Origin of the sequence: Streptomyces sp. NPDC008086 (assembly GCF_042957325.1) — a bacterium.
GTDB lineage: Bacteria > Actinomycetota > Actinomycetes > Streptomycetales > Streptomycetaceae > Streptomyces.
On record NZ_JBIBIA010000001.1, the window covers coordinates 493,487 to 511,968 of the forward strand.

At 69.5% G+C, this 18,482-nt stretch carries 18 protein-coding genes and 2 pseudogenes; 6 read left to right on the forward strand and 14 right to left on the reverse strand.

Features of this window, described 5'->3' with window-relative positions:
• Window positions 1-167: 167 nt before the first annotated feature.
• Both ACFZBP_RS02145 and ACFZBP_RS02150 read right to left on the reverse strand, forming a co-directional pair.
• Complete coding sequence (locus ACFZBP_RS02145; protein ID WP_391409380.1) at window positions 168-533, reverse strand: universal stress protein; 366 nt, start codon at window positions 531-533, stop codon at window positions 168-170.
• 74 nt (window positions 534-607) lie between these two features.
• Window positions 608-1,513, reverse strand: coding sequence for a universal stress protein (locus ACFZBP_RS02150; protein ID WP_391409382.1), 906 nt, complete (start codon window positions 1,511-1,513; stop codon window positions 608-610).
• A 295-nt stretch (window positions 1,514-1,808) separates the two neighbouring features.
• Between ACFZBP_RS02150 and ACFZBP_RS02155 the strand changes: the two genes are divergently transcribed.
• Window positions 1,809-2,504 carry a response regulator gene (locus tag ACFZBP_RS02155; RefSeq protein WP_391409383.1) on the forward strand — a complete coding sequence of 232 codons (696 nt, stop codon included), beginning with the start codon at window positions 1,809-1,811 and terminating at the stop codon, window positions 2,502-2,504.
• 32 nt (window positions 2,505-2,536) lie between these two features.
• Here the strand turns inward: ACFZBP_RS02155 and ACFZBP_RS02160 are convergent, their stop codons facing one another.
• Window positions 2,537-4,270, reverse strand: a complete 1,734-nt coding sequence (locus ACFZBP_RS02160; protein ID WP_391409384.1) for a GAF domain-containing protein — start codon at window positions 4,268-4,270, stop codon at window positions 2,537-2,539.
• 293 nt (window positions 4,271-4,563) lie between these two features.
• Between ACFZBP_RS02160 and ACFZBP_RS02165 the strand changes: the two genes are divergently transcribed.
• Together ACFZBP_RS02165 and ACFZBP_RS02170 are read left to right on the forward strand one after the other, a co-directional pair.
• Window positions 4,564-5,577 (forward strand): NAD(P)-dependent oxidoreductase, encoded by a 1,014-nt coding sequence (locus ACFZBP_RS02165; RefSeq protein ID WP_391409386.1) that lies wholly within the window; start codon window positions 4,564-4,566, stop codon window positions 5,575-5,577.
• 549 nt (window positions 5,578-6,126) lie between these two features.
• The gene (locus ACFZBP_RS02170; RefSeq protein WP_272114534.1) at window positions 6,127-6,561 is read left to right on the forward strand and encodes a VOC family protein; all 435 of its coding nucleotides are present in this window, start codon (window positions 6,127-6,129) and stop codon (window positions 6,559-6,561) included.
• Window positions 6,562-6,630: 69 nt separating this feature from the next.
• On the opposite strand, the pseudogene ACFZBP_RS02175 reads toward ACFZBP_RS02170, so the two are convergent.
• The 4 genes and pseudogenes from ACFZBP_RS02175 to ACFZBP_RS02190 form a co-directional block, all read right to left on the reverse strand.
• Window positions 6,631-6,926, reverse strand: a pseudogene (locus ACFZBP_RS02175) (IS5/IS1182 family transposase); the annotation flags it as partial.
• A 40-nt stretch (window positions 6,927-6,966) separates the two neighbouring features.
• Entirely contained in the window at window positions 6,967-7,773 is an 807-nt protein-coding gene (locus ACFZBP_RS02180; protein ID WP_391410325.1) for an SDR family NAD(P)-dependent oxidoreductase, read from the reverse strand.
• A gap of 49 nt (window positions 7,774-7,822) precedes the next feature.
• The gene (locus tag ACFZBP_RS02185) at window positions 7,823-7,972 is read right to left on the reverse strand and encodes a hypothetical protein (RefSeq protein WP_391409388.1); all 150 of its coding nucleotides are present in this window, start codon (window positions 7,970-7,972) and stop codon (window positions 7,823-7,825) included.
• Window positions 7,965-8,114, reverse strand: a complete 150-nt coding sequence (locus ACFZBP_RS02190) for a hypothetical protein (RefSeq protein WP_391409389.1) — start codon at window positions 8,112-8,114, stop codon at window positions 7,965-7,967. Before ACFZBP_RS02190 ends, ACFZBP_RS02185 begins: the two co-directional genes overlap by 8 nt.
• A 73-nt stretch (window positions 8,115-8,187) precedes the next feature.
• Between ACFZBP_RS02190 and ACFZBP_RS02195 the strand changes: the two genes are divergently transcribed.
• On the forward strand, window positions 8,188-8,778 hold the full coding sequence (locus ACFZBP_RS02195) for a TetR family transcriptional regulator (protein ID WP_391409390.1): 591 nt from the start codon (window positions 8,188-8,190) through the stop codon (window positions 8,776-8,778).
• Window positions 8,779-8,883: 105 nt separating this feature from the next.
• Here ACFZBP_RS02195 and ACFZBP_RS02200 read toward each other — a convergent pair.
• The 7 genes and pseudogenes from ACFZBP_RS02200 to ACFZBP_RS02230 form a co-directional block, all read right to left on the reverse strand.
• Window positions 8,884-9,204, reverse strand: a pseudogene (locus ACFZBP_RS02200) (Tn3 family transposase); the annotation flags it as partial.
• 477 nt (window positions 9,205-9,681) lie between these two features.
• Window positions 9,682-11,370 (reverse strand): IclR family transcriptional regulator C-terminal domain-containing protein, encoded by a 1,689-nt coding sequence (locus ACFZBP_RS02205; protein ID WP_391409392.1) that lies wholly within the window; start codon window positions 11,368-11,370, stop codon window positions 9,682-9,684.
• A 288-nt stretch (window positions 11,371-11,658) separates the two neighbouring features.
• Complete coding sequence (locus tag ACFZBP_RS02210) at window positions 11,659-12,495, reverse strand: ATP-binding cassette domain-containing protein (protein WP_391409393.1); 837 nt, start codon at window positions 12,493-12,495, stop codon at window positions 11,659-11,661.
• 13 nt (window positions 12,496-12,508) lie between these two features.
• Window positions 12,509-13,300, reverse strand: a complete 792-nt coding sequence (locus tag ACFZBP_RS02215; RefSeq protein WP_391409394.1) for an ABC transporter permease subunit — start codon at window positions 13,298-13,300, stop codon at window positions 12,509-12,511.
• A 4-nt stretch (window positions 13,301-13,304) separates the two neighbouring features.
• Window positions 13,305-14,156 carry an ABC transporter permease subunit gene (locus tag ACFZBP_RS02220; protein ID WP_391409396.1) on the reverse strand — a complete coding sequence of 284 codons (852 nt, stop codon included), beginning with the start codon at window positions 14,154-14,156 and terminating at the stop codon, window positions 13,305-13,307.
• A complete protein-coding gene (locus ACFZBP_RS02225; RefSeq protein ID WP_391409397.1) occupies window positions 14,153-15,124 on the reverse strand; it encodes an ABC transporter substrate-binding protein in 972 nt (323 codons plus the stop codon). Before ACFZBP_RS02225 ends, ACFZBP_RS02220 begins: the two co-directional genes overlap by 4 nt.
• A 212-nt stretch (window positions 15,125-15,336) precedes the next feature.
• Entirely contained in the window at window positions 15,337-16,857 is a 1,521-nt protein-coding gene (locus tag ACFZBP_RS02230; RefSeq protein ID WP_391409398.1) for a carboxylesterase family protein, read from the reverse strand.
• Window positions 16,858-17,067: 210 nt separating this feature from the next.
• Between ACFZBP_RS02230 and ACFZBP_RS02235 the strand changes: the two genes are divergently transcribed.
• Together ACFZBP_RS02235 and ACFZBP_RS02240 are read left to right on the forward strand one after the other, a co-directional pair.
• Window positions 17,068-17,328 (forward strand): hypothetical protein, encoded by a 261-nt coding sequence (locus tag ACFZBP_RS02235; RefSeq protein WP_391409400.1) that lies wholly within the window; start codon window positions 17,068-17,070, stop codon window positions 17,326-17,328.
• A gap of 167 nt (window positions 17,329-17,495) precedes the next feature.
• Entirely contained in the window at window positions 17,496-18,482 is a 987-nt protein-coding gene (locus ACFZBP_RS02240; RefSeq protein ID WP_391409401.1) for a prolyl oligopeptidase family serine peptidase, read from the forward strand.

The following is an 18,482-nucleotide window of genomic DNA, read 5'->3' on the forward strand; positions in this document are numbered from 1 at the left end:
GGCCCCATGGGCTGCCCGGGGTCGACCGGGGACCACCCGGCCCCTACGAGCCGCCATTCGTCCCTGGTGCGGCGGATTGCATGCGGATGATCGGGAAGACGGCGGGTCGTCAGGCCAGTCCCTCTGCGGGGGCCAGTCCACCTGTAGGGGATGGAAAGCTACGGAAGTCACACCCGTTCGGGCACCACGGCGACCGGACAGGCCGAGTGGAGCAGCACCGCGTGGGCAACCCGGCCGAGGTGCAGTCCGATGTGCCCCGGTCGGCGCCGTGCGCCCACGACCACCAGGTCCGCGTCGCGGGAGGCATCCAGGAGCACCTTGCGGGCGGAGCCCTCCACGGCGCGCTTGCACAGAGACACACCCGGCGACCTCTCCCGTCCCGTGGGAAAGACGGCGCGTTGGTAGCACTCCCACAGCGAGGCGTACACCAGATGCAGCGGCACCCCCCGCAGCACGGCCTCGTCGGCCGCCCACTCCGCCGCCCGCAGGCTGGACTCGGAGCCGTCCACTCCCACGACGATCGGTAGGTCCATCGTCCTCGTCCTCCCTGGGCGAACGGATCGGCACGGACGGCCACCCCCTTCCTCGACCGTCCTTCGCCAGTGCGTCAGTCGTGCGGGACCACAGCGACCGGAGCCGTGGCGTGGTGCAGTACGGCATGCGTGACGGACCCGATGTGCGCTCCGAACGGGTGGCGCCGGATCCGCCGACCGACGACGACCAGCGAGGCCTCGTGGGAGGCGTCGATCAGGTGACCGGCGGCGCTGCCCGAGCGGGACTCCTCGACCACATCGACGGCGGGGTGCTTCTGCCGCCACAGGCTCAGGGCCTCGGCCAGCGCGGAGGCGTGCTGGCGAGCGACCTCGTCGTACCGCTCCAGGTCGACGGTCGCGGCGTACCCGTAGTACGCGGGCAGATTCCACCCGTGCACGACGCGCAGGCCGGTGTCGCGCCGTTCGGCCGCGTCAAAGGCGAACTCGATCACCGACGCGTCGAGGCTGTCGGTGTCGAGGCCGAGTACGACCGGCCGGTACCGCGTGGCGGCCGACGGAATGCCCGCCGGATCCTTCTCGTGCTCGTCCGCCGCCTGCTCTCCGGCACGGACCAGGACCACGGGACGCTCAGCATGCGCCACCACGGCCAGACCGACCGAGCCGACCAGGAACCCGCCGACGCCGCTCAGGCCTCGCGAGCCCAGCACGAGCAACTCGGCGGCATTCGCAACCTCGCACAACACGTCCCTCGGGCGACCGGCCATGTGCTCCGCCGTCACCTCGACGTCGGGGTGACGCAACCGGATGCCCTTGGCAGATTCGCGGGGGATCTTCTCGGTCCAGTGCTGATGGGTCTCGGCACCGAGAAGCGGGGCCTGTGCCAAGGGCTCCGGCACCGGCTCCCACACATGGAGGAGCTTCAGCGGCAGGCCGCGCAGCTTCGCCTCGCGGGCGGCCCACTCGGCGGCGGCCCGGCTCTCCGGTGAACCGTCAAGGCCCACAGTGATCGTGCGGAACATCCTCTCCACCTCCTGAGTAGGGGTCCACATTTCGAGCGTCGCCTCACAGGCCGCCACCGGGGAGGGGCCGCAGGTCCTCAGCTTGGTCCGACAGGCCCACCCAGCAGGGCCGAGAGCACCTGGTCACGCAGGGCCCGCGCGGGCCGCCCCGCACAGCCGATCCGGCCTGAAGGTGGCGTCATCGGTGCAACTAGGGCCGATCGGCCCTGGTGGGTCCGGTCCCCGCGCGTGATGATCGTGGTTACGGGCGGTCCACAACCCGTCCCTCCGGCACTCCGCGGAACGAGGGGTCGAGATGACCGAGCCGCGTACCTTCACCGAAGAGCATCCGATCCGGGTCTTCCTGCTCGACGATCACGAGGTCGTACGCCGCGGTCTGGCCGACCTCCTCGACGCGGAACCTGACATCTCGGTGGTGGGAGACGCCGAGAACGTGGAGCACGCGCTCGCCCGGGGCCCGGCGCTCCGCCCCGACGTGGCCGTTCTCGACGTACGTCTGCCGGACGGCGACGGCATCACCGTCTGCCGCGAACTGCGCAGCCGGATGCCCGAGCTGGCCTGTCTGATGCTGACCTCGTTCGACGACGAGGAGGCACTGCTGGACGCGATCATGGCCGGAGCCTCCGGCTATGTGCTCAAGCAGATCAGGGGCTCGGACCTGGTGTCGGCGGTCCGTACGGTCGCCTCCGGACGGTCCATGCTCGATCCAGAGACGACCGCCCGCCTGATGCGCTCGCTGCGTGCCGACCCTGCCGATGCCGTCGCACCCGAGTTGGCGAGCCTTTCGCCGCGCGAGCGGGACATCCTCGCCCTGATCGGAGATGGGCTCACCAATCGCGAGATCGGCAAGAAGCTCTACCTGTCCGAGAAGACCGTCAAGAACCACATCTCCCGGCTCCTGGCCAAGCTCGGAGTCCAACGACGCGTCCAGGCCGCGGTCCTCGCGTCTCATCTGGAGCACCCCGAGACGAGCGAGCACCCCGGACGGTGACCCCGGGCCTTCAAACAGAGCCGTGGACGTGGTCAAACACGCGCCGACGGCACAGGCACGCGCCACACCACCCGTGTGCCGCCTCCCTCCGGCCGCTCACCGAGTTGTAGGGCACCGCCGAGCGCGACGGCCCGCTCCTCCATGTTCTTCAGCCCACTGCGCGCGGCACCCTCCGGGATCCCGCGCCCGTCGTCGGTCACCACGAGCGTCACGTCGCCATCGGCACACCGCAGATGGACGTCCACGGAGCGGGCCCCGGAGTGCCGGGCCACGTTGCTCAGGGCCTCGCCGAGCACGGCGAGCACATGATCGGCGACGTCTCCCGGCACGTCCGTGTCGACCAGCCCCTCGATCCGCAGCGCGGGCGCGAATCCCAGAGGCGAGGCCGCCGCCATCACCGCCTCCGAGACCCGGCCGCGCAGGCCCCTGTCCTCCCTCGCCCCGTCGCCATGGGCCCGCAGCCCGAAAATTGTGGACCGGATGATCTTGATGGTCTCGTCCAGGTCGTCCACAGTCCGCGACAGCCGCTCCACAGCCTCCGGATGATCGACGAAACGCTGTGTGCTCTGCAGCGTCATCCCGGCTGCGAACAGTCGCTGGATGGCCAGGTCATGCAGGTCGCGCGCGATCCGGTCCCGGTCCCGCAGCAGCGCGATCTGCTCGGCGTCCCGCCGCCGCTCGGCCAGCTCCAGCGCCAGCGCCGCCTGCCCGGCAAACCCGAGCAGGGGACGAATGTCGGCCTCCGTGAACGGCACACGCCCCGCAGCACGCCCCAGCAACAGCACACCCCCCGCCTTGCCGCCGACCTCCAGCGGCACGCCCACCACAGGCCCCAGCCCGGCCCACTGCGCTGCGTCCCCACTGGTCCGGGGATCCTCCTGGATATCGGCGCTCACCGCCGGCTCCGCCGTGGACAGGACGGCGGCCACGAACCCGTCCTGCCCGGACATCACCAGACCACTGCGCCGCTCCGCATCCGCCCCGACAGCCAGCAGCGGCCGCAGCACGTTCTCCTCGGGCACCCGCTCGGCGATCATCCCGGCATCGGCATCGGTGATCCGCCGCGCCTGCTCCACGATCAGTTCCAGAACGCCCGCGCTCGGCGCACCCGACAGCAGCGCCCGAGTGACCTCGGAGCTCGCCCCCAGCCAACGCTCACGCAGTCGCGTCTCCTCGTACAGGCGGGCGTTCTCGATGGCCACGCCCGCCGCCACCGCCAGGGTGGACAGCACCGACTCGTCCTCGGCGTCGAACTCCGCCGCGCCGCGCTTCTCGGTGAGGTAGAGGTTGCCGAACACCTGGTCACGCACCCGGATGGGTACGCCGAGAAAGGAGTGCATGGGCGGGTGCTGCGGCGGAAAGCCGTACGACGACGGGTGCTCGGAGATCTCCGCCAGCCGCAGCGGCTCCGGATGCCGGATCAGCTCACCCAGAATGCCGTGCCCACTGGGCAGATCCCCGATCAGGGCCCGCTGCTCGTCGCTGACGCCCACGGTGTGGAACTCGGAGAGCATGCGGTCCTCACCGATGACTCCCAAGGCCCCGTACTCGGCGTCAACGAGCACGACTGCCGCCTCGACGATGCGCCGGAGCACCTGCGGCAGATCCAGCTCCCGCCCGACCGACAGCACCGCCTCCAACAGGCTGTGCACGCGATCCTGGGTGCCCCGAGCCGCGTCGATCCGCGCCTGCAGTTCGTCCAGCAGCTCGTCCAGCCGCAGCTTGGGCAGGTGCTGCTCCGATGACCCGCGCTGTTCCCCGCTCATCGCTGCCTCCGACCAGCTCACGCGGACGCACCCGGATCAGGCGCCTTCCTCCCCTCACGATAGTGGGCGGCGTGCTGGTTGGACGGGCTTCCAATCCCCGCTGGCGGCTGCTCGCAGGCGCCTCGCGCCATCTCCGGTGAGACCGCCCCGCACTCATGACGCCCCCACGGCCCTGTACCCACGATGGGGGGGCGGATGTCCCCGCACAACGGACCGACCGGCCCAAGAACGGACGCGCGTAACCGCGTAGTGTCCCCGATGGGGCAGGTCACCATGAAGCCGGAGGAATCGACGTGGAGATCATCGCCTATGGAGTCCTCGCAGACGAGAGGCCGGTCCTGCAGGCAGCCTTCGATCAGGCCTTCGGCGACCGTCACACGCTGCACTGCCTGAAGCTGTTCCTCAACCGGGACACCGCCCCCACCGCGGCCGGCCGCGAGGTCGTCCTCAGCAGCGTCAACGACACCCTCGACGCCGAGGTGCTGCGGCACCTGGCCAAGAGCGGCACGAAGCTGATCGCCCAGCGGGCCACCGGCTACAACAACATCGACCTCGCCGCCGCCCACGAACTGGGGATGACGGTGGCCCGGGTGTCGTACTACTCGCCCCACTCTGTCGCCGAGTTCGCCTGGGCCCTTGCCCTGGCCGTCGACCGGCGCATCGTCCGCGCCGCGCACCGCACCCGCGAGTTCGACTTCCGCCTCGACGGTCTCATGGGCCGCGACCTGCATGGCCGCACCGCAGGCGTGGTGGGCACCGGCAAGATCGGAACAGTGTTCGCCCGCATTGCCCATGGCTTCGGCATGCGCCTGCTGGGCTGGGACATCGACGAGAACCCCTACTGCCTGGCACTCGGCATGGAGTACGTCCCGAAAGAGCGCCTCTTCGCGGAATCCGACCTGGTCAGCCTGCACGTACCGCTGCTGCCGGACACGTATCACCTGGTGAACGCCGAGATGCTCGGGCTGATGAAGCAAGACACGGTGCTGATCAACTCCAGCCGCGGCGGCCTGATCGACACCGATGCCCTGTTGGCCGCCCTGCGCGCCGGCCGCCTCAGCGGCGTCGGCCTGGACGTGTACGAGGAGGAGGCCGGAGTGTTCTTCCTCGACAAGTCCCTGGAAGTGATGACCGACGAACGCCTGGCCCGGCTGATGACCTTCCCCAACGTGCTGGTCACCTCGCACCAGGCGTACTTCACCCGGGACGCCGTCGGCCAGATCACCGAGACCACCGTGCGCAACATCGAGGACTACTTCGCCGACCGCACGAGCGAGAACACGCTTGTCCACCCAGGCCTCGGATGAAGGCAGGCTGACGGTGCTGGCCACGGTGTAGCACCAGTTCGGGATGGGAGGTGCGACGGCCGTCTCTGACGCCCAGGGCGGTGAGCACCAGTGCGATGCCGGGAGCCGACGGCAGGGCCGATGCAGAGGGGCTCCGTCTGCAGAGGAGTCGTCGCAAGGCCAAACGCGCACGGTCCACGTCACGCCACGGCGTCGCAGTCGTTGATCAGAGAGACAGTCTCGCTGGCCGGGCTTCATGGAGTCACGGACCGCGGATCCGGTTTGCGGCCCGCGGAGCAGTGACGAATGGCCTCACACCACGCCCGCATCCTGTTTCTCCCTGCGGTGCACCGCGCCGACCCCAGTCCCCAGCGGTCCCTGAGGGTTGTCCCGCAACAGGACTGGATCCCGGGGACCGCCGGGGCGCTCCGCCGCCACGGTCGCGTCGTTCTCCTGGACTGTGCGGTTTGATCACTTGGTCTTCGAGGCGGCCCGGATGCGACGGATGGCGGGCGGATCCGCCTGGGAAATGAGCGGCAGGGTCACCCTGCTGCGCGGTACGGTGCGCCGATGTCAGAGATCAAGAAGTTCCAAGTCACCTTTGACTGCGCAGAACCTGAGCGCCTCGCTCGCTTCTGGTGTGAAGTGTTGGGGTACGTCATGCCGCCGCCCCCTGAGGGGTTCACCGCCTGGGACGATTTCAACCGCACCCTGCCTCCTGAGAAGCAGGGATCATGGTTCGCCTGCAGTGATCCCTCAGGTGTGGGCCCGCGTCTGTTCTTCCAGCGCGTCCCGGAAGGCAAGATCGTCAAGAATCGGGTGCATCTCGACGTCCGGGTCGGGACCGGGCTCGTGGGTGACGAGCGCCTTGCCGCGCTCGAAGCCGAGTGCGCACGACTGGTCGCGCTCGGTGCGACCCACGTGCAAACGCTGTACGCCGATGAGGAGAACGAGTCGTGCATCCCGATGCTGGACATCGAGGGCAACGAGTTCTGTATCGACTGAACATTCTTCGAGCCGGGGAGGCGGGGAACCACCTCCCTGGGGTCTCTCCGGTCTCGCATGGAGCGGGAGTCACCCCGCCTGGGCGAGGTTGTGCAGCCGGGCGATGCCGACCATGGCAGTGTGAACGCCGTCGCCTTTCAGGCGTTCCAAGCTGGCAGTTCGGCCTGGCCGCATTCACGGCGGTGCGGAATGAGCAGACCGGTGCCCCGACAGCCGCCGTCCGCGATGACCGTGACCCGGCCGACGGCGGCCTTCGCACCGGAAAGTTCCCATGCCTTGCAATCGTTGCGGTTGCCGGGCAGCGGCCGGCCGACGGCGACGACGAGTTGGAAGTCGGCGTCGATGACGACCTGGTGCTGGGAAGCAGAAGCCGGGGCCCTCCCCTTGACGGCGGTCCTGAACAGGTCAGTGACCGGGCCGCGAGCGCATCTGCCACTGGGTCATCGCGCCGAAGGCGAGAACGTTGGCTCGGCGGGTGGTGAAGCGCGAGGTCAGGGTCATCACCCAGTTGAAGGTGCCGGAGACGACGCTGGGCGGCGGGTTGCGCCGGTCCAGCGTGCGCAGCGCGGTCGTGACCACCTGACTCGGCGTCTGCAACCGGACACCGCGGGCCATGTCGTCGGAGCCGGCCGCGTCGAAGAACTCGGTGCGGGTCGGCCCCGGAGAGAGAGCGAGCACGCGCAGCCCGGTCCCCCGCGATTCCTGCCACAGCGCCTCGGTGAAACTCAGCACGAAGGCCTTGGTCGCCCCGTAGACCGCGGCATTCGGCCACGGCTGGTACCCGAGAGAGCTGGCGACGTTGACCAGGACACCGGTCAGCTGGCCGATGAACGCCCTGGTGACGTCGACCAGGCTGGCCACGTTCAGGCCGATCTCCTGCTGGACGCGCTCCGGGTCCTCCTGGCGGAACGGGCTGTGGGTGCCGAAGCCGGCGTTGTTGACGAGGCTGGTGACGGTGATCCCACGCTGGGCCACCTCCTTGGCCAGCGCTTCGCCCGCGGCCGGCACGGTGAGGTCGAACGGCACCACCGTAACGGTGACCTTGTGCTTCGCTGACAGCTCGTCGGCCAGGGCCTGAAGTCGGTCCGCACGGCGGGCGACCAGCACGAGGTTGGAGCCGCGCTCGGCGAACTGGCGGGCGAACTCCGCGCCGAGGCCGGCACTCGCCCCGGTGATCAATGTGGTCTGGGTGCGGTAGTCGATCTTCTTCATGGCGGTCGGGGACACGGCGCCCTCGCGGGTACCTCCTCCCCCTCTCCTTTCAATCCTTGCGACGGTCGGCGACCGTCATCGAGTGCTCATCTGTTGCCGAGGCGGACTCGGAGCCCGCCTCGGCGATGGTCGTGACGTTTGAGGTGGCCCCGGTGACGACCTCGGTGCCGATGACGAGAACGAGGTCGTGATCAGCCATCGGGGGCCTCCTTGCGGAGGTGTGCGCCTCGGCCATGCCCTGGCCGCTGCACGGGCGATAGTGCGTCCTGGCGTTCGGCGCCGAGGCCGGAGCTGGCGCCGGTGACGATGACGGTCTGACGGTGGTAGTCGATGTCGCTCACGCCATTCACTCTACGCACGCTTTTGCACTGAGTGCAAATAGATGCATGGCGTGAGACGAAGTACCATCGATGCATGCCTCAGAAACCAGCCCCCATCCGGGAACAGACCCGCTCCGTGGTCCGATCACTTCTGGCCCGGACCGCTATCGAGCTGTTCGCCGCCAAGGGCTTCGACAACACGACCCTCGACGAGGTCGCCGCCGCCGCGGGCGTCTCCCGGCGGACCCTGTTCAACTACTTCCGCAACAAGGAAGACCTCGCGCTCAGCGGCCTGGACGAACAGGGCGAGCTGATCGCCGCGCGCCTCGCCGAGCGCCCGGCCGACGAGGACGCCTGGGCGGCGCTGCGCGCCGCGTTCCAGGTGCTCGAGGAGATCGACATGACAGCCGAAGGGCGCCTGGAGTTCATCACGCTGCTGTTCGGCAACGACTCCCTACGCGCCGGACACGCCGAGAAGCAAGCCCGCTGGCAAGACCTGTTCGCACCGCTGATCGAGCCGCGACTGCCCGACTCCGACCGCCGCACCCTGCAAGCCCGCGCGATCGCAGCCGCAGCGATCGTCTGCATGCAGGCAGCCAACGAGGAATGGGTACGCCTGGGTGGACAGGCCGACATGTTCGACCTCTACGACACCGCCGTGCAGGCCATCCGCCGCCCCACCTGAAACCGGCCGCATCCAGCACCACCACGCTCGCCGGCGTAGGGCCCCGGGCCCGAACCGCCCTACTGCGCCAACCAGACCGAACAATCCGGCCCGGGTGCCGTAAAAGTCGACGTTGGCGTGGCGGCTGGTCCATATGTGGGCCAGCAAGTCGTCATCAAAGGGTCGTCCGGCCCGACGCAGTGCGGTGACTGCGAGGCCGTAGTACTCGGTGGTCCGGGTGACGATCGCGGTGTGGGCCAGCGTCAGGCACCACATCTGCTCGGTTGCCGCTCGCCGTGCTGGCGCCAGACCCGCACCCTCGCCGACGCAGGCGAGTTCCCGGCGTAGGGCGTGCAGGTTCTCGGCCTTGTTCGGTACGACTTGCCGGCCAGATACCGAGCCGCGTCCACGGCAGGCCTCCCGCCGCCGCTCAAGAAAGCGGGCCAGTCGGCTACGGGTGGTCCTTCATCGTGTTTCCGTGCTCGGTCGGTCGGTGGCGCCGCCAGGATGCGGGGTCGAGGCACCGTGAGCCCCAGGCCGCGGCACTCGTCCACGTCCCAGCGGAACGTACCGTGACGACGCCCGCCAACAGGGGCGGGAACACCATCCGCACCTGACCGCCTTCGCCAGGAACCAGCGGTCCCCGGCAGGAGCAGGCAGCGAGACGCTCTCTGCCCCTCAACTGCAGCCGGCGACGCCTCGGACGCTCGCAAACGATGCGGGCCGCGAAGGGCCCGGGTGAACACGCCGTCCAGGGCGCGGCGGCGGAAGCGGGCGTACACCGTTTTCCACGACCCGGAGCGTTCCGGCAGGTCACTCCAGGAGATCCAGCCCGGATCTCACAGGCGGTCGCCTTGTGGCGGCCCGCGATGTCAGCGGAGCGAGTAACTCCCGCTCCAGACTCGGCGACATCGCCCTCGCCGTTCAAAGAGGCGGAACTCGAACGAACCGTCCGGCCAGGTGCAGATCCAGCTCCGTCCGGACAGCCGTTGCACGCAGTTCCGGCAAGACGGCCTCGACGCACTCCGCGGCCGAGCGTCGGCTGCTGTGCATGGTGACGTTGATCGCCGCGACGAGGCTGCCCTCGCGGTCACGCACTGGTACGGCAATCGAGCGGAGGCCCGCTTCGAGCTCCCCGTCGACCAGGGCGTAGTCCTCCTCGCGCACCTGATCCAGGATCGCCCTGAGGACGGCGGGCCGTGTGACGGTACGAGGGGTCAACGCCCCCATCCGCAGGTGGGCCAGCCGGCTGGAGTACTCCTCGGCCGGCAGACCCGCCAGCAGGACCCGTCCCGTGGAGGTCGCGTAGGCGGGCATGCGTGAGCCCACGCCGATGTCGGCGTCCATGATGCGCCCCGCGGCGACGGAGACCGCACACTGGACGTCATCCCCCATGAGCACCGCCAGGGACGTCGACTCCTGCACCCGCTGGGTGAGAGCGGTGAGGTGGGGATGGGCGATTCGGGCCAGCGTTGTCCTGGACAGGGGCGGGAAACCGAGGGCGAGTACCTGTGGAGTGAGCCGGAAGACCCGGCCGTGCACCGTGACATGACCAAGATGCTCCAGCGTTATCAGGGCCCGGCGAACCGTGGCACGTGGCAGGCCGGTGCGCTCGGCAACCTCGGAGAGCGTCAGCTCGGCACGGCCCTCGCCGAACGCGGTGATCACGGTCAGGCCGCGGGCCAAGGACGCGATGAACTCCCCACCCAGTTCTTGCTTGGATTCCCTGGCCCAGGCGGCGCGGCCCGAGGGCGCGCTCCGGGTTTCGGACGGTGGGGCATCGGCGTCAGCGAGCTCCCGTTCCATGGCGGACACCGCCGTACGCAGTCTGGGCAGAAGGGAGTCGCGCAACGAGTCGGCGCTGTGCCTGCTGGTGTGACTCACGGTACTCGCCACACAGGCGATACGGCCGTCCGGGGCGCGCACCGGAACGGACACCGCCACGAGGCCGGTCTCGATCAGTTGGTCGTCCATGGCCCAGGCGTGTACACGCGCACGTTCGACCCGTGTTTCGAAGTCCTCGGCGACGGCGCCGTGCGACCGAGGCGGGATCGCCGGGAAGCCGAGGTCCTCCGGGTCGAGGGCCTGCCGCTCTCGCCACCGTGTCCAGTCCTGCGCACTCCACTCGGTTGCCAACAGCGGTCCGGGGGCGGTGCGTTCGGCAGGCAGAAGATCGCCGATACGGAAGCTCAGCGACAAGGTGCGGCGGCGGATCGCCTGGTGGATGAAGCGGATGCCGTCACCGTCCGCCACCGCGAGGGACACCGACTCGTCGAGTTCGTCGGCAAGTCCGTCGGCATGTCCGCCCAGCAGATCGGGCAGACGCAGAGCGCCCAGATACGCATTGCCCAACTCCATCAGGCGGGGCTCGAGGACGGCGCTACTGCCGTCCAGGCGCAGGTACCCCATGTGCGCGAGCGTTCCGGCGACCCGGTCGACGGTGGCGCGGGCCAGCCCGGTGGCCCGTCCCAGATCGCTCAGGCCGGCCGCCCCTCCGACGTCGGTGAGCCCGCGCAGCACGGCGATGCCGCGCATGAGGGATGCGACCGACTCCTCCGGCGGCGCGGGCACCGTCGCTGGGTGGGCGGGCGGCACGGCGTGGGTCGATGTCATGGGCTCTCCGCAGCGGCTGTCTCGTCACTCCAGTGAATGATGCCTGGCGGGTGCGGGGATCCACTCGGCGGTGCCGGGGCGAGGAGACCACGCGAGCGTTGCCGCGGCTTCGGGCTCGGCGAACGGGAGAGTGGTCGGGAGAGGCAGACGGCCGGCCCGCAAGGAGCCGCCGGTGCGAGGCCCCCCGCAGTCGATTCCCGCGGCCCGGTGTCTGCCGTGCCCGGCGCTGAGCGCGGCCTCGGACGCGATGCTGCGGGGAGCCCCGGCCACACCGTGCTGGGCGGTGTGCTAGGGCTCCGAGTTCTGCAGGGCGAGGTCATCACTGGGGTCGGCCGTCCCCGTCCGTTCGGTTTCGCCGTTGTGGTGTTTGGCGCGCTGGATCTGCTCGTAGACGTGCGAGCGCAGTTCCGCGAAGCGGGTGCTGGAGCGGGTGTGCAACTGGTCGCGTTCGTCGGGGAGGTCGATGGTCAGGTCCTGCTGCACCACCGTCGGTGACGCGGACAGGATGATGGTGCGCTGGCCGAGGTAGACGGCTTCGTCGATGTCGTGGGTGACGAACAGTACGGTGACCCCGAGTTCGTGCCACAACCGCCGGATGAGGTCCTCCAGTTCGGCGCGGGTCTGGGCGTCGACGGCCGCGAAGGGTTCGTCCATGAGCAGGACCTTCGGCTCGAACGCGACGGCGCGGGCGATGGCGACGCGCTGCTGCATACCGCCGGAGAGCTGCCAGGGGTGGGCGTGGTGGGCGTCGGCCAGCCCGACCACCTCCAGGGCGTGCTCGACGAGTTCCCGCTCACGGGCCTTGCCGAGCTTCTTGCGGCGCAGCGGAAGGGCGACGTTGTCGCGCACGTTCATCCAGGCGAACAGGGAGCGGCCGTACTCCTGGAAGACCACCGCCATGCCTGGAGGTGGCCCGCTGACCGGCCGGCCGTCCAGCATCACTTCGCCGCCGGTGGGGGTGAGCAGGCCGGCCATGCACTTCAGCAGGGTCGTCTTGCCGCAGCCTGACGGGCCGACGAGGCACACCAGTTCGCCGGCATCGATGTGAAACGTCAGGTTCCGCAGTGCTTCGACGCTGCGGTTGCGTGCGGTGTAGGTCTTCTGCAGATTGCGTACGTCGAGCATCGACGTCTCCTTGTCAGGGGGTGCGCTGGGCGCGGCGCAGGCCGCGGTACCAGGCCAGGGCCCGGTTCTCCGCGAGGCGGAAGAGCAGTGACAGGACGAACCCGAGCAGGCCGAGCAGCAGCACACCGCTCCACATCTCGGGAATGGCGAACGACCGCTGGAACTGCACGATCGTGAAGCCCAGGCCGTTGCTGGCGGCGAACATCTCGCTGATGACCATGAGGATGATCCCGATCGACAGCGACTGCCGCATGCCCGTGACGATCTGCGGGCTCGCCGAGCGCAGCACCAGGTGCCACAGGCGGGCGGGGCCGTCGATGCCGTACGAACGGCAGGTGTCGCTGAGCACCTCGTCCACGGCACGGACGCCTTCGACCGTGTTCAGCAGGATCGGCCACAGGCAGCCGCTGACGATGACGATGATCTTCATGGTGTCGCCGATGCCCGCGAACAACATGATCACCGGTACCAGCACGGGTGGCGGGACGGCCCGGAACAGCTCCAGGACCGGCTCCAGGACATCCCGCACGACGCGGCTCAGACCGACCAGCAGGCCCAGTCCGACCCCGGTGACGACGGCCAGGAGGTAGCCCGCGCCGAGCCGGAGCAGACTGGGCAGGACGTCCGACTCCAGGCGCGCGCCCGTCCAGACCTCCCCGAACTTCTGCAGGATGGCGGACAGCGGCGGAACGTAGAAGTCGGTGCTGCCTGCGGTGGCGAACCACCACACGGCGAACAGGACCGCGGGCAGGCCCAGCACCAGCGAAACCCGCTTTCCCACGGTGAGGACGGTCGTCCAGAACATCCTGTCACCCCTCCCTGCGCACGGACGGGTGCCAGTGCAGCGCCCGACGCTCGACGGCCCGCGCCATCAGGTTGACGGCGACCCCCAGCAGCCCGGTGACCAGAACCAGGGCGTATACCTGCGGCACGGCCCCGGAGGTCTGTGCGATGGCGATCTCGTGGCCCAGGCCCGGGGCTCCGATGACGAGTTCGGCGGTGATGGTGAGCACCAGCGCGACGGTGGCGGCCAGCCGCACACCCGTCATGACGTACGGCAGCGCGGTGGGCCACATCACGTACCGCACCCGCCCCCAGCCGCCCAGCCGGTAGCTGCGGGCGGTGTCCTCGGCGACCGGGTCGACGTCCTGCGTCCCGGCCAGCACCTGGACGAGCACCTGCCAGAACGAGGCGTAGACCACCAGCAGGAGCACCGACCTCAGATCGGTGCCGTAGAGCAGCACCGCCACCGGGATCAGCGCCACGGACGGGATCGGACGCAGGAACTCGATCGTGGAGGCGGTCACCGCCCGCAGGACGGGCACGGAACCGATCACGATTCCGGCCACCAGCCCCGCCGCTACGGCGATGGCCAGGCCCAGTCCCCATCCGGTCAGGGTGTCACCGAGGGCGGTCCAGAAAGCGTCCTCGGCGAGCAGGTGCCAGAGGGCCCTGGTCATCTCCGAAGCGGGCGGGAGGTAGTCGCCGGACACCAGGCCGCTGTGCGGCAGCACTTGAAGGACCACCACCAGGCCGGCCAGACCGGCCAGGCCGCGCAGTGGAGCGGCGGCGCCCAGGCGGCGCGGGTTTCGGGCAGCGCCGGGACCGGTGTCGGTCCCGGCGGGCTTCGTCGTCACGGACGCGGTTGCCGACGGTGTCATGAGAACAGCGCGTTCAGGTCCGGCTTCTTGCCACCGAAGATGCCGTCCTGCTCGCCGAGCGAGGCCAGCTTCTGCAGCGAGGCCATGTCGATCTCAGTCGGCCAGGCAGGCAGGGTGAGCTCCTTCAGCACCGGGCCACTGATCTTGGTGTAGCCGGTGAGCATCTGGCGTGCCTCGTCCGGGTGTTGGGAGGCGTATTCCAGTGACTCGGTCATGGCCGCGGTGAACTTCTTCACCAGGTCGGGCTTCTGCTGCAGGAGCTGCGTGGAGGTGAAGTACGTCGCCGCGGTGAGCTTCGGATCGGTCTCGGCGAAGGGTGAGGCGACGACACTAGCGCCCTGGCCCTTGGCGATGGTCAGCGCGGGCTCGCCCATCCAGGCGGCGTCGACCTGTCCGCCGTCCAGTGCGGCCGGCATCTGGTCGAACGGCATCTCGACGAACTTGACCTTGGAGGGGTCGCCACCGGCCTTGCGCACCGACTCGCGAACGGTGGTGTCTCCGATGTTCTGCAGGGTGTTGACCGCCACCGTCTTGCCGACGAGGTCCTTGGCGGACTTGATCGAGCTGTCCTTCTTGACGGCGACTCCGGTGACATCGGCCCCGATCTTGCCGTTGGTCGCCACTCCGTTGACCACGGACTTGATCGGCACGCCCTTGGTCTGAGCGATCATCAAGGAGGTGACGTTGCTGAACCCGAACTGGAACTGACCGCTCACCACACCGGGGACGATGGCCGCACCGCCCTGCGCGGTCTCCATCTTCAGATCGATGCCGCGCTTGGTGAAGAAGCCCTTCTTCTGCCCCAGATAGAGCGGGGCGACATCCACGATGGGGATGACGCCGACCTTGACCTGCGTGGTCCCGCCGGAGGAGGCCGAGTCACCGGCCCCGGACGACGAGGATCCACATCCGGCCGCGGCCACGACCGTCGCCAACGTGACGGCAAGCCCAAAAACGCGCCTTTGCATAGGGCCCCTCCTGAGGGAGCAACATGTGCGCCAAGCGCACAAAGTTTCGTGTGACGAACACGACAGGCCGGACGTTAGGCCCCCGCCCGCACCGAGGTCAAGAGGCGTACAGCAGTGGTTACGGAGGCTTGGTGACAGCGGGCCAGGGTCGCCATGGCCGACCGGTCATCACCTCGCCGACCAGGGAGCGAAGCAACCCCGACGTGGCCGGGCTACGCCGCCGTCAGCGGCAGCGGCGCGAAGACGTGGTGTTCCCAGATGCGGCGGGCGGCCTCTTCCGGGTACCTGGTGACCGTCGGTTCGGCGTCGAGGAGTTGGACGAGTCGGCGCTCGGCGTCGTACGCGGGCCAGCCCGGGTCGCCCGTGGTGGCGAAGGCGGTCCAGGCGGAGCAGAAACGAGCCGAGAGCGCCTCGGTCTCGGGCGAGGGCACGGGCCCGGTCAGCATCGCGCCGAGGCCGCCGTACACGCCGAAGGTCAGGGGTACGTCGAGTCCGTGACAGGCGCCCAGAACGCCGCCGTTGGCGGGTGCGGCCCAGGTCAGCTCGTACACGTGCGCCCGGCCGCCGCCCGCCACCTGCGCCTGCGCCAGGTGAAGGGAGGGCATGCGGAACAGCCAGTCGGACTGGACCAGTTCGAACAGGTACTCCGACGGGGCGTCCGGGAACGCCGCACGGTAGGCCTGTTCGCCATCGGGTGCCGGTCCGAACAGGCCCAGCACCATCGAGGCCAGGGCCTCGTCCACCTGCCCGAGCAGCCCGCCGAGCATGAGGAAGAGACGGTACTCGTCCCGGTTGTGCCCGGCGATCAGCTCCACGTCCCGCGCGGCGCCGCTCGCGAGTGCCTGCCACGGGGTGGTGGACAGGACCTCACCGTCGACGACGGGCGAGAAGGGGGTCGGGGTCAGAGCGACCGGGCCCCAGCGGTCGAGGTATCCGCGCATCCCGGCGGTCAGTGCGGCCCCTGCCTCGGGCAGCTTGCGCGGGTCCACACCGGACAGATCCGCGACCGTCGGGCGCAGCCCAAGCCCGCCGGCCAGTGCTTCGGCGATGTCACCGGCCAGCGCGGCGGAGAAGAACGTACCCGGCACACTCTGGGCGATGGCCCGCCGGAACAGACCCCGCGCTCGCGGCATGGCCATCAGCGCGGCGATGGACCCGGCGCCCGCGGACTCGCCGAAGACGGTGACCTGGTCGGGATCGCCGCCGAAGGCGCTGATGTTCTCGCGCACCCACTCCAGGGCGGCAACCTGGTCGAGCAGTCCGCGGTTCGCGGGTGCGCCGTCGATCAGGGCGAACCCCTCGATCCCGACTCGGTAGTTGAGGGTGACCACGATCAGGTCACCGTCGCGGGAGAGACGACTGCCGTCGTAGGCCGGGTCGTCGGCGGAGCCGAACTTGTAGGCGCCGCCGTAGATCCACACCATCACCGGCCGTCGTGCGGCCGGGTCCGTCTCCGGCGTCCAGACGTTGACCGTCAGCCAGTCGTCACCGGCCGGAAGGCCGGCGGGGAGTTCCGCCTCGGGGCCCATCGGCTCCTGCGGGGGCGGCGGTCCGAACGCGAGCGCCTCACGCACTCCGTCCCAGCGGTCCACCGGTCGCGGCGCCGCGAAACGCGCCGCACCCACCGGGGGCTGGGCGAACGGGATGCCCCGGAAGACCTCCAGGCCACCCTCCCGGCGACCGCGCACCGCGCCCGCCGCCGTCCTGACCTCAGGAAACTCGCTACTGCTCATCGCTGACTCCTCAACGGACCGGCTGCTGGGCAGACGGTCCACGCACGGGATGCAAGTCGGGTGACCGAGACGGAAGGCCGGCCGTTCCCATTGACACCGGCCGACCGTCGTCCGAGACTCATGCTCGCTCGAAGTGAACTATATTTCACTAGGCGAACCAGCTTGTCGACAGACGCGCGCTTCGAGGCCCCACATCTCCAAAGGACGCAGATGCTCTCTTCCCCCACGTCCGCCGCGTCGGCTCCCCCGCACACGTTCCGCACGGTGTTCCCTGTGCTGGCCCTGTGCTGGCTGTCCGTGTTCTTCGACGGCATGGACGTCAACATGCGCGGCGCCGTGTGGGGCTTCACCGCTTTCGCGCTGGCCGGGCTCGTGGGCGCCGTCGCGATCTCCCTCGTACCGCTGGCCCGGCGCACCGGACGGACCCCCGCATCTGCCCGGACGGCGGTCACGGCCCCGCCGGGTGCGTAGATCACCGGTAGTTGATGTTCCGACCCCGTTCTCTCATTCCCGCCGCACACCCGAATCGAAGAGGAGTCAGCACGATGTTGCCGCGTATACGGCTGTACATACGGCGACCACGATCGAGGCGCGTTCCGCTGGCGCTAGCGGCGGCCGCCGCAGGTGTGGCCCTGTTCATGGCCGCCCAGACCGCCGTCCCCGCCCCCGCACGAGCGGAAACGGATGTGGACGTCAACAAGGACCTCGCCTACGCGCCCGCCCAGCCGGCCGGAACCCAGGGCCACCTGCTGGACCTCTACGTTCCTCGGTCGAAGGAGCCGCTCCCGCTGGTCATCTTCACCAGCGGCTCGGGCTGGCTGGCCGACAGCGGTCGGAGCGGCACCGACAAGGTGGCCGCCCAGCTCAACCCGCACGGATACGCCGTCGCGGGCGTGGCGATCCGCTCCAGCGGGCAGGCGCAGTTCCCGGCGCAGCTGTACGACATCAAGGGCGCCATCCGCTGGCTGCGCGCGCACGCGGCGGCGTATCACCTCGACCCGAACCGGTTCGCCATCATGGGCGACTCCTCCGGCGGCTGGACGACAGCGATGGCAGCCGTCACCGGGAACATCCCGACGCTCGAAGGCGACGTCGGGGTACGGGGCCCCTCAAGCGCCGTTCAGGCGGCAGTGCCGTTCTACCCGCCCACGGACTTCCTTCAGATGGACACCCACATGTTGGACAACTGCACGGAGTTCAACTCGGCGTTCGGGCTGACGGACTGCCACTCCGACGCCCGTTCCCCCGAGTCACGGCTCCTCGGCTGCACCATCACGGCCTGCCCCGAGAAGGTCGCCGCGGCCGATCCGCTCAGCTACATCGGAGCCCGGCGCACCCCGCCGTTCCTGATCCTCCATGGGGAGCGGGACACGATCGTGCCCTACCACCAGAGCCGCATCCTCTTCGACAAGCTGGCCGCCGCGGGCGACGACGCGCGCCTGATCTCCTTCCCGAAGGCCGGACACGGCACGGACTTCGCGATGCTCACCGACGACACGACCCGCCAGGGTGCCTACCAGGAGAGCACGAAGAAGGGGCACAGCACACCGCCCCACCCGGTGACGCCGACGTGGCAGACGGTCCTCGCCTTCCTGGAGCAGCAGCTCGCCCGTCCTTCCCACTGA

Bases quoted from the DNA above. Each gene is read 5' to 3' on its own strand.
- ACFZBP_RS02145 (WP_391409380.1), bottom strand. From the start codon at position 533: ATGGACCTACCGATCGTCGTGGGAGTGGACGGCTCCGAGTCCAGCCTG.
- ACFZBP_RS02150 (WP_391409382.1), bottom strand. From the start codon at position 1,513: ATGTTCCGCACGATCACTGTGGGCCTTGACGGTTCACCGGAGAGCCGG.
- ACFZBP_RS02155 (WP_391409383.1), top strand. From the start codon at position 1,809: ATGACCGAGCCGCGTACCTTCACCGAAGAGCATCCGATCCGGGTCTTC.
- ACFZBP_RS02160 (WP_391409384.1), bottom strand. From the start codon at position 4,270: ATGAGCGGGGAACAGCGCGGGTCATCGGAGCAGCACCTGCCCAAGCTG.
- ACFZBP_RS02170 (WP_272114534.1), top strand. From the start codon at position 6,127: ATGTCAGAGATCAAGAAGTTCCAAGTCACCTTTGACTGCGCAGAACCT.
- ACFZBP_RS02180 (WP_391410325.1), bottom strand. From the start codon at position 7,773: ATGAAGAAGATCGACTACCGCACCCAGACCACATTGATCACCGGGGCG.
- ACFZBP_RS02185 (WP_391409388.1), bottom strand. From the start codon at position 7,972: ATGGCTGATCACGACCTCGTTCTCGTCATCGGCACCGAGGTCGTCACC.
- ACFZBP_RS02195 (WP_391409390.1), top strand. From the start codon at position 8,188: ATGCCTCAGAAACCAGCCCCCATCCGGGAACAGACCCGCTCCGTGGTC.
- ACFZBP_RS02205 (WP_391409392.1), bottom strand. From the start codon at position 11,370: ATGACATCGACCCACGCCGTGCCGCCCGCCCACCCAGCGACGGTGCCC.
- ACFZBP_RS02210 (WP_391409393.1), bottom strand. From the start codon at position 12,495: ATGCTCGACGTACGCAATCTGCAGAAGACCTACACCGCACGCAACCGC.
- ACFZBP_RS02215 (WP_391409394.1), bottom strand. From the start codon at position 13,300: ATGTTCTGGACGACCGTCCTCACCGTGGGAAAGCGGGTTTCGCTGGTG.
- ACFZBP_RS02220 (WP_391409396.1), bottom strand. From the start codon at position 14,156: ATGACACCGTCGGCAACCGCGTCCGTGACGACGAAGCCCGCCGGGACC.
- ACFZBP_RS02225 (WP_391409397.1), bottom strand. From the start codon at position 15,124: ATGCAAAGGCGCGTTTTTGGGCTTGCCGTCACGTTGGCGACGGTCGTG.
- ACFZBP_RS02230 (WP_391409398.1), bottom strand. From the start codon at position 16,857: ATGAGCAGTAGCGAGTTTCCTGAGGTCAGGACGGCGGCGGGCGCGGTG.
- ACFZBP_RS02235 (WP_391409400.1), top strand. From the start codon at position 17,068: ATGCTCTCTTCCCCCACGTCCGCCGCGTCGGCTCCCCCGCACACGTTC.
- ACFZBP_RS02240 (WP_391409401.1), top strand. From the start codon at position 17,496: ATGGCCGCCCAGACCGCCGTCCCCGCCCCCGCACGAGCGGAAACGGAT.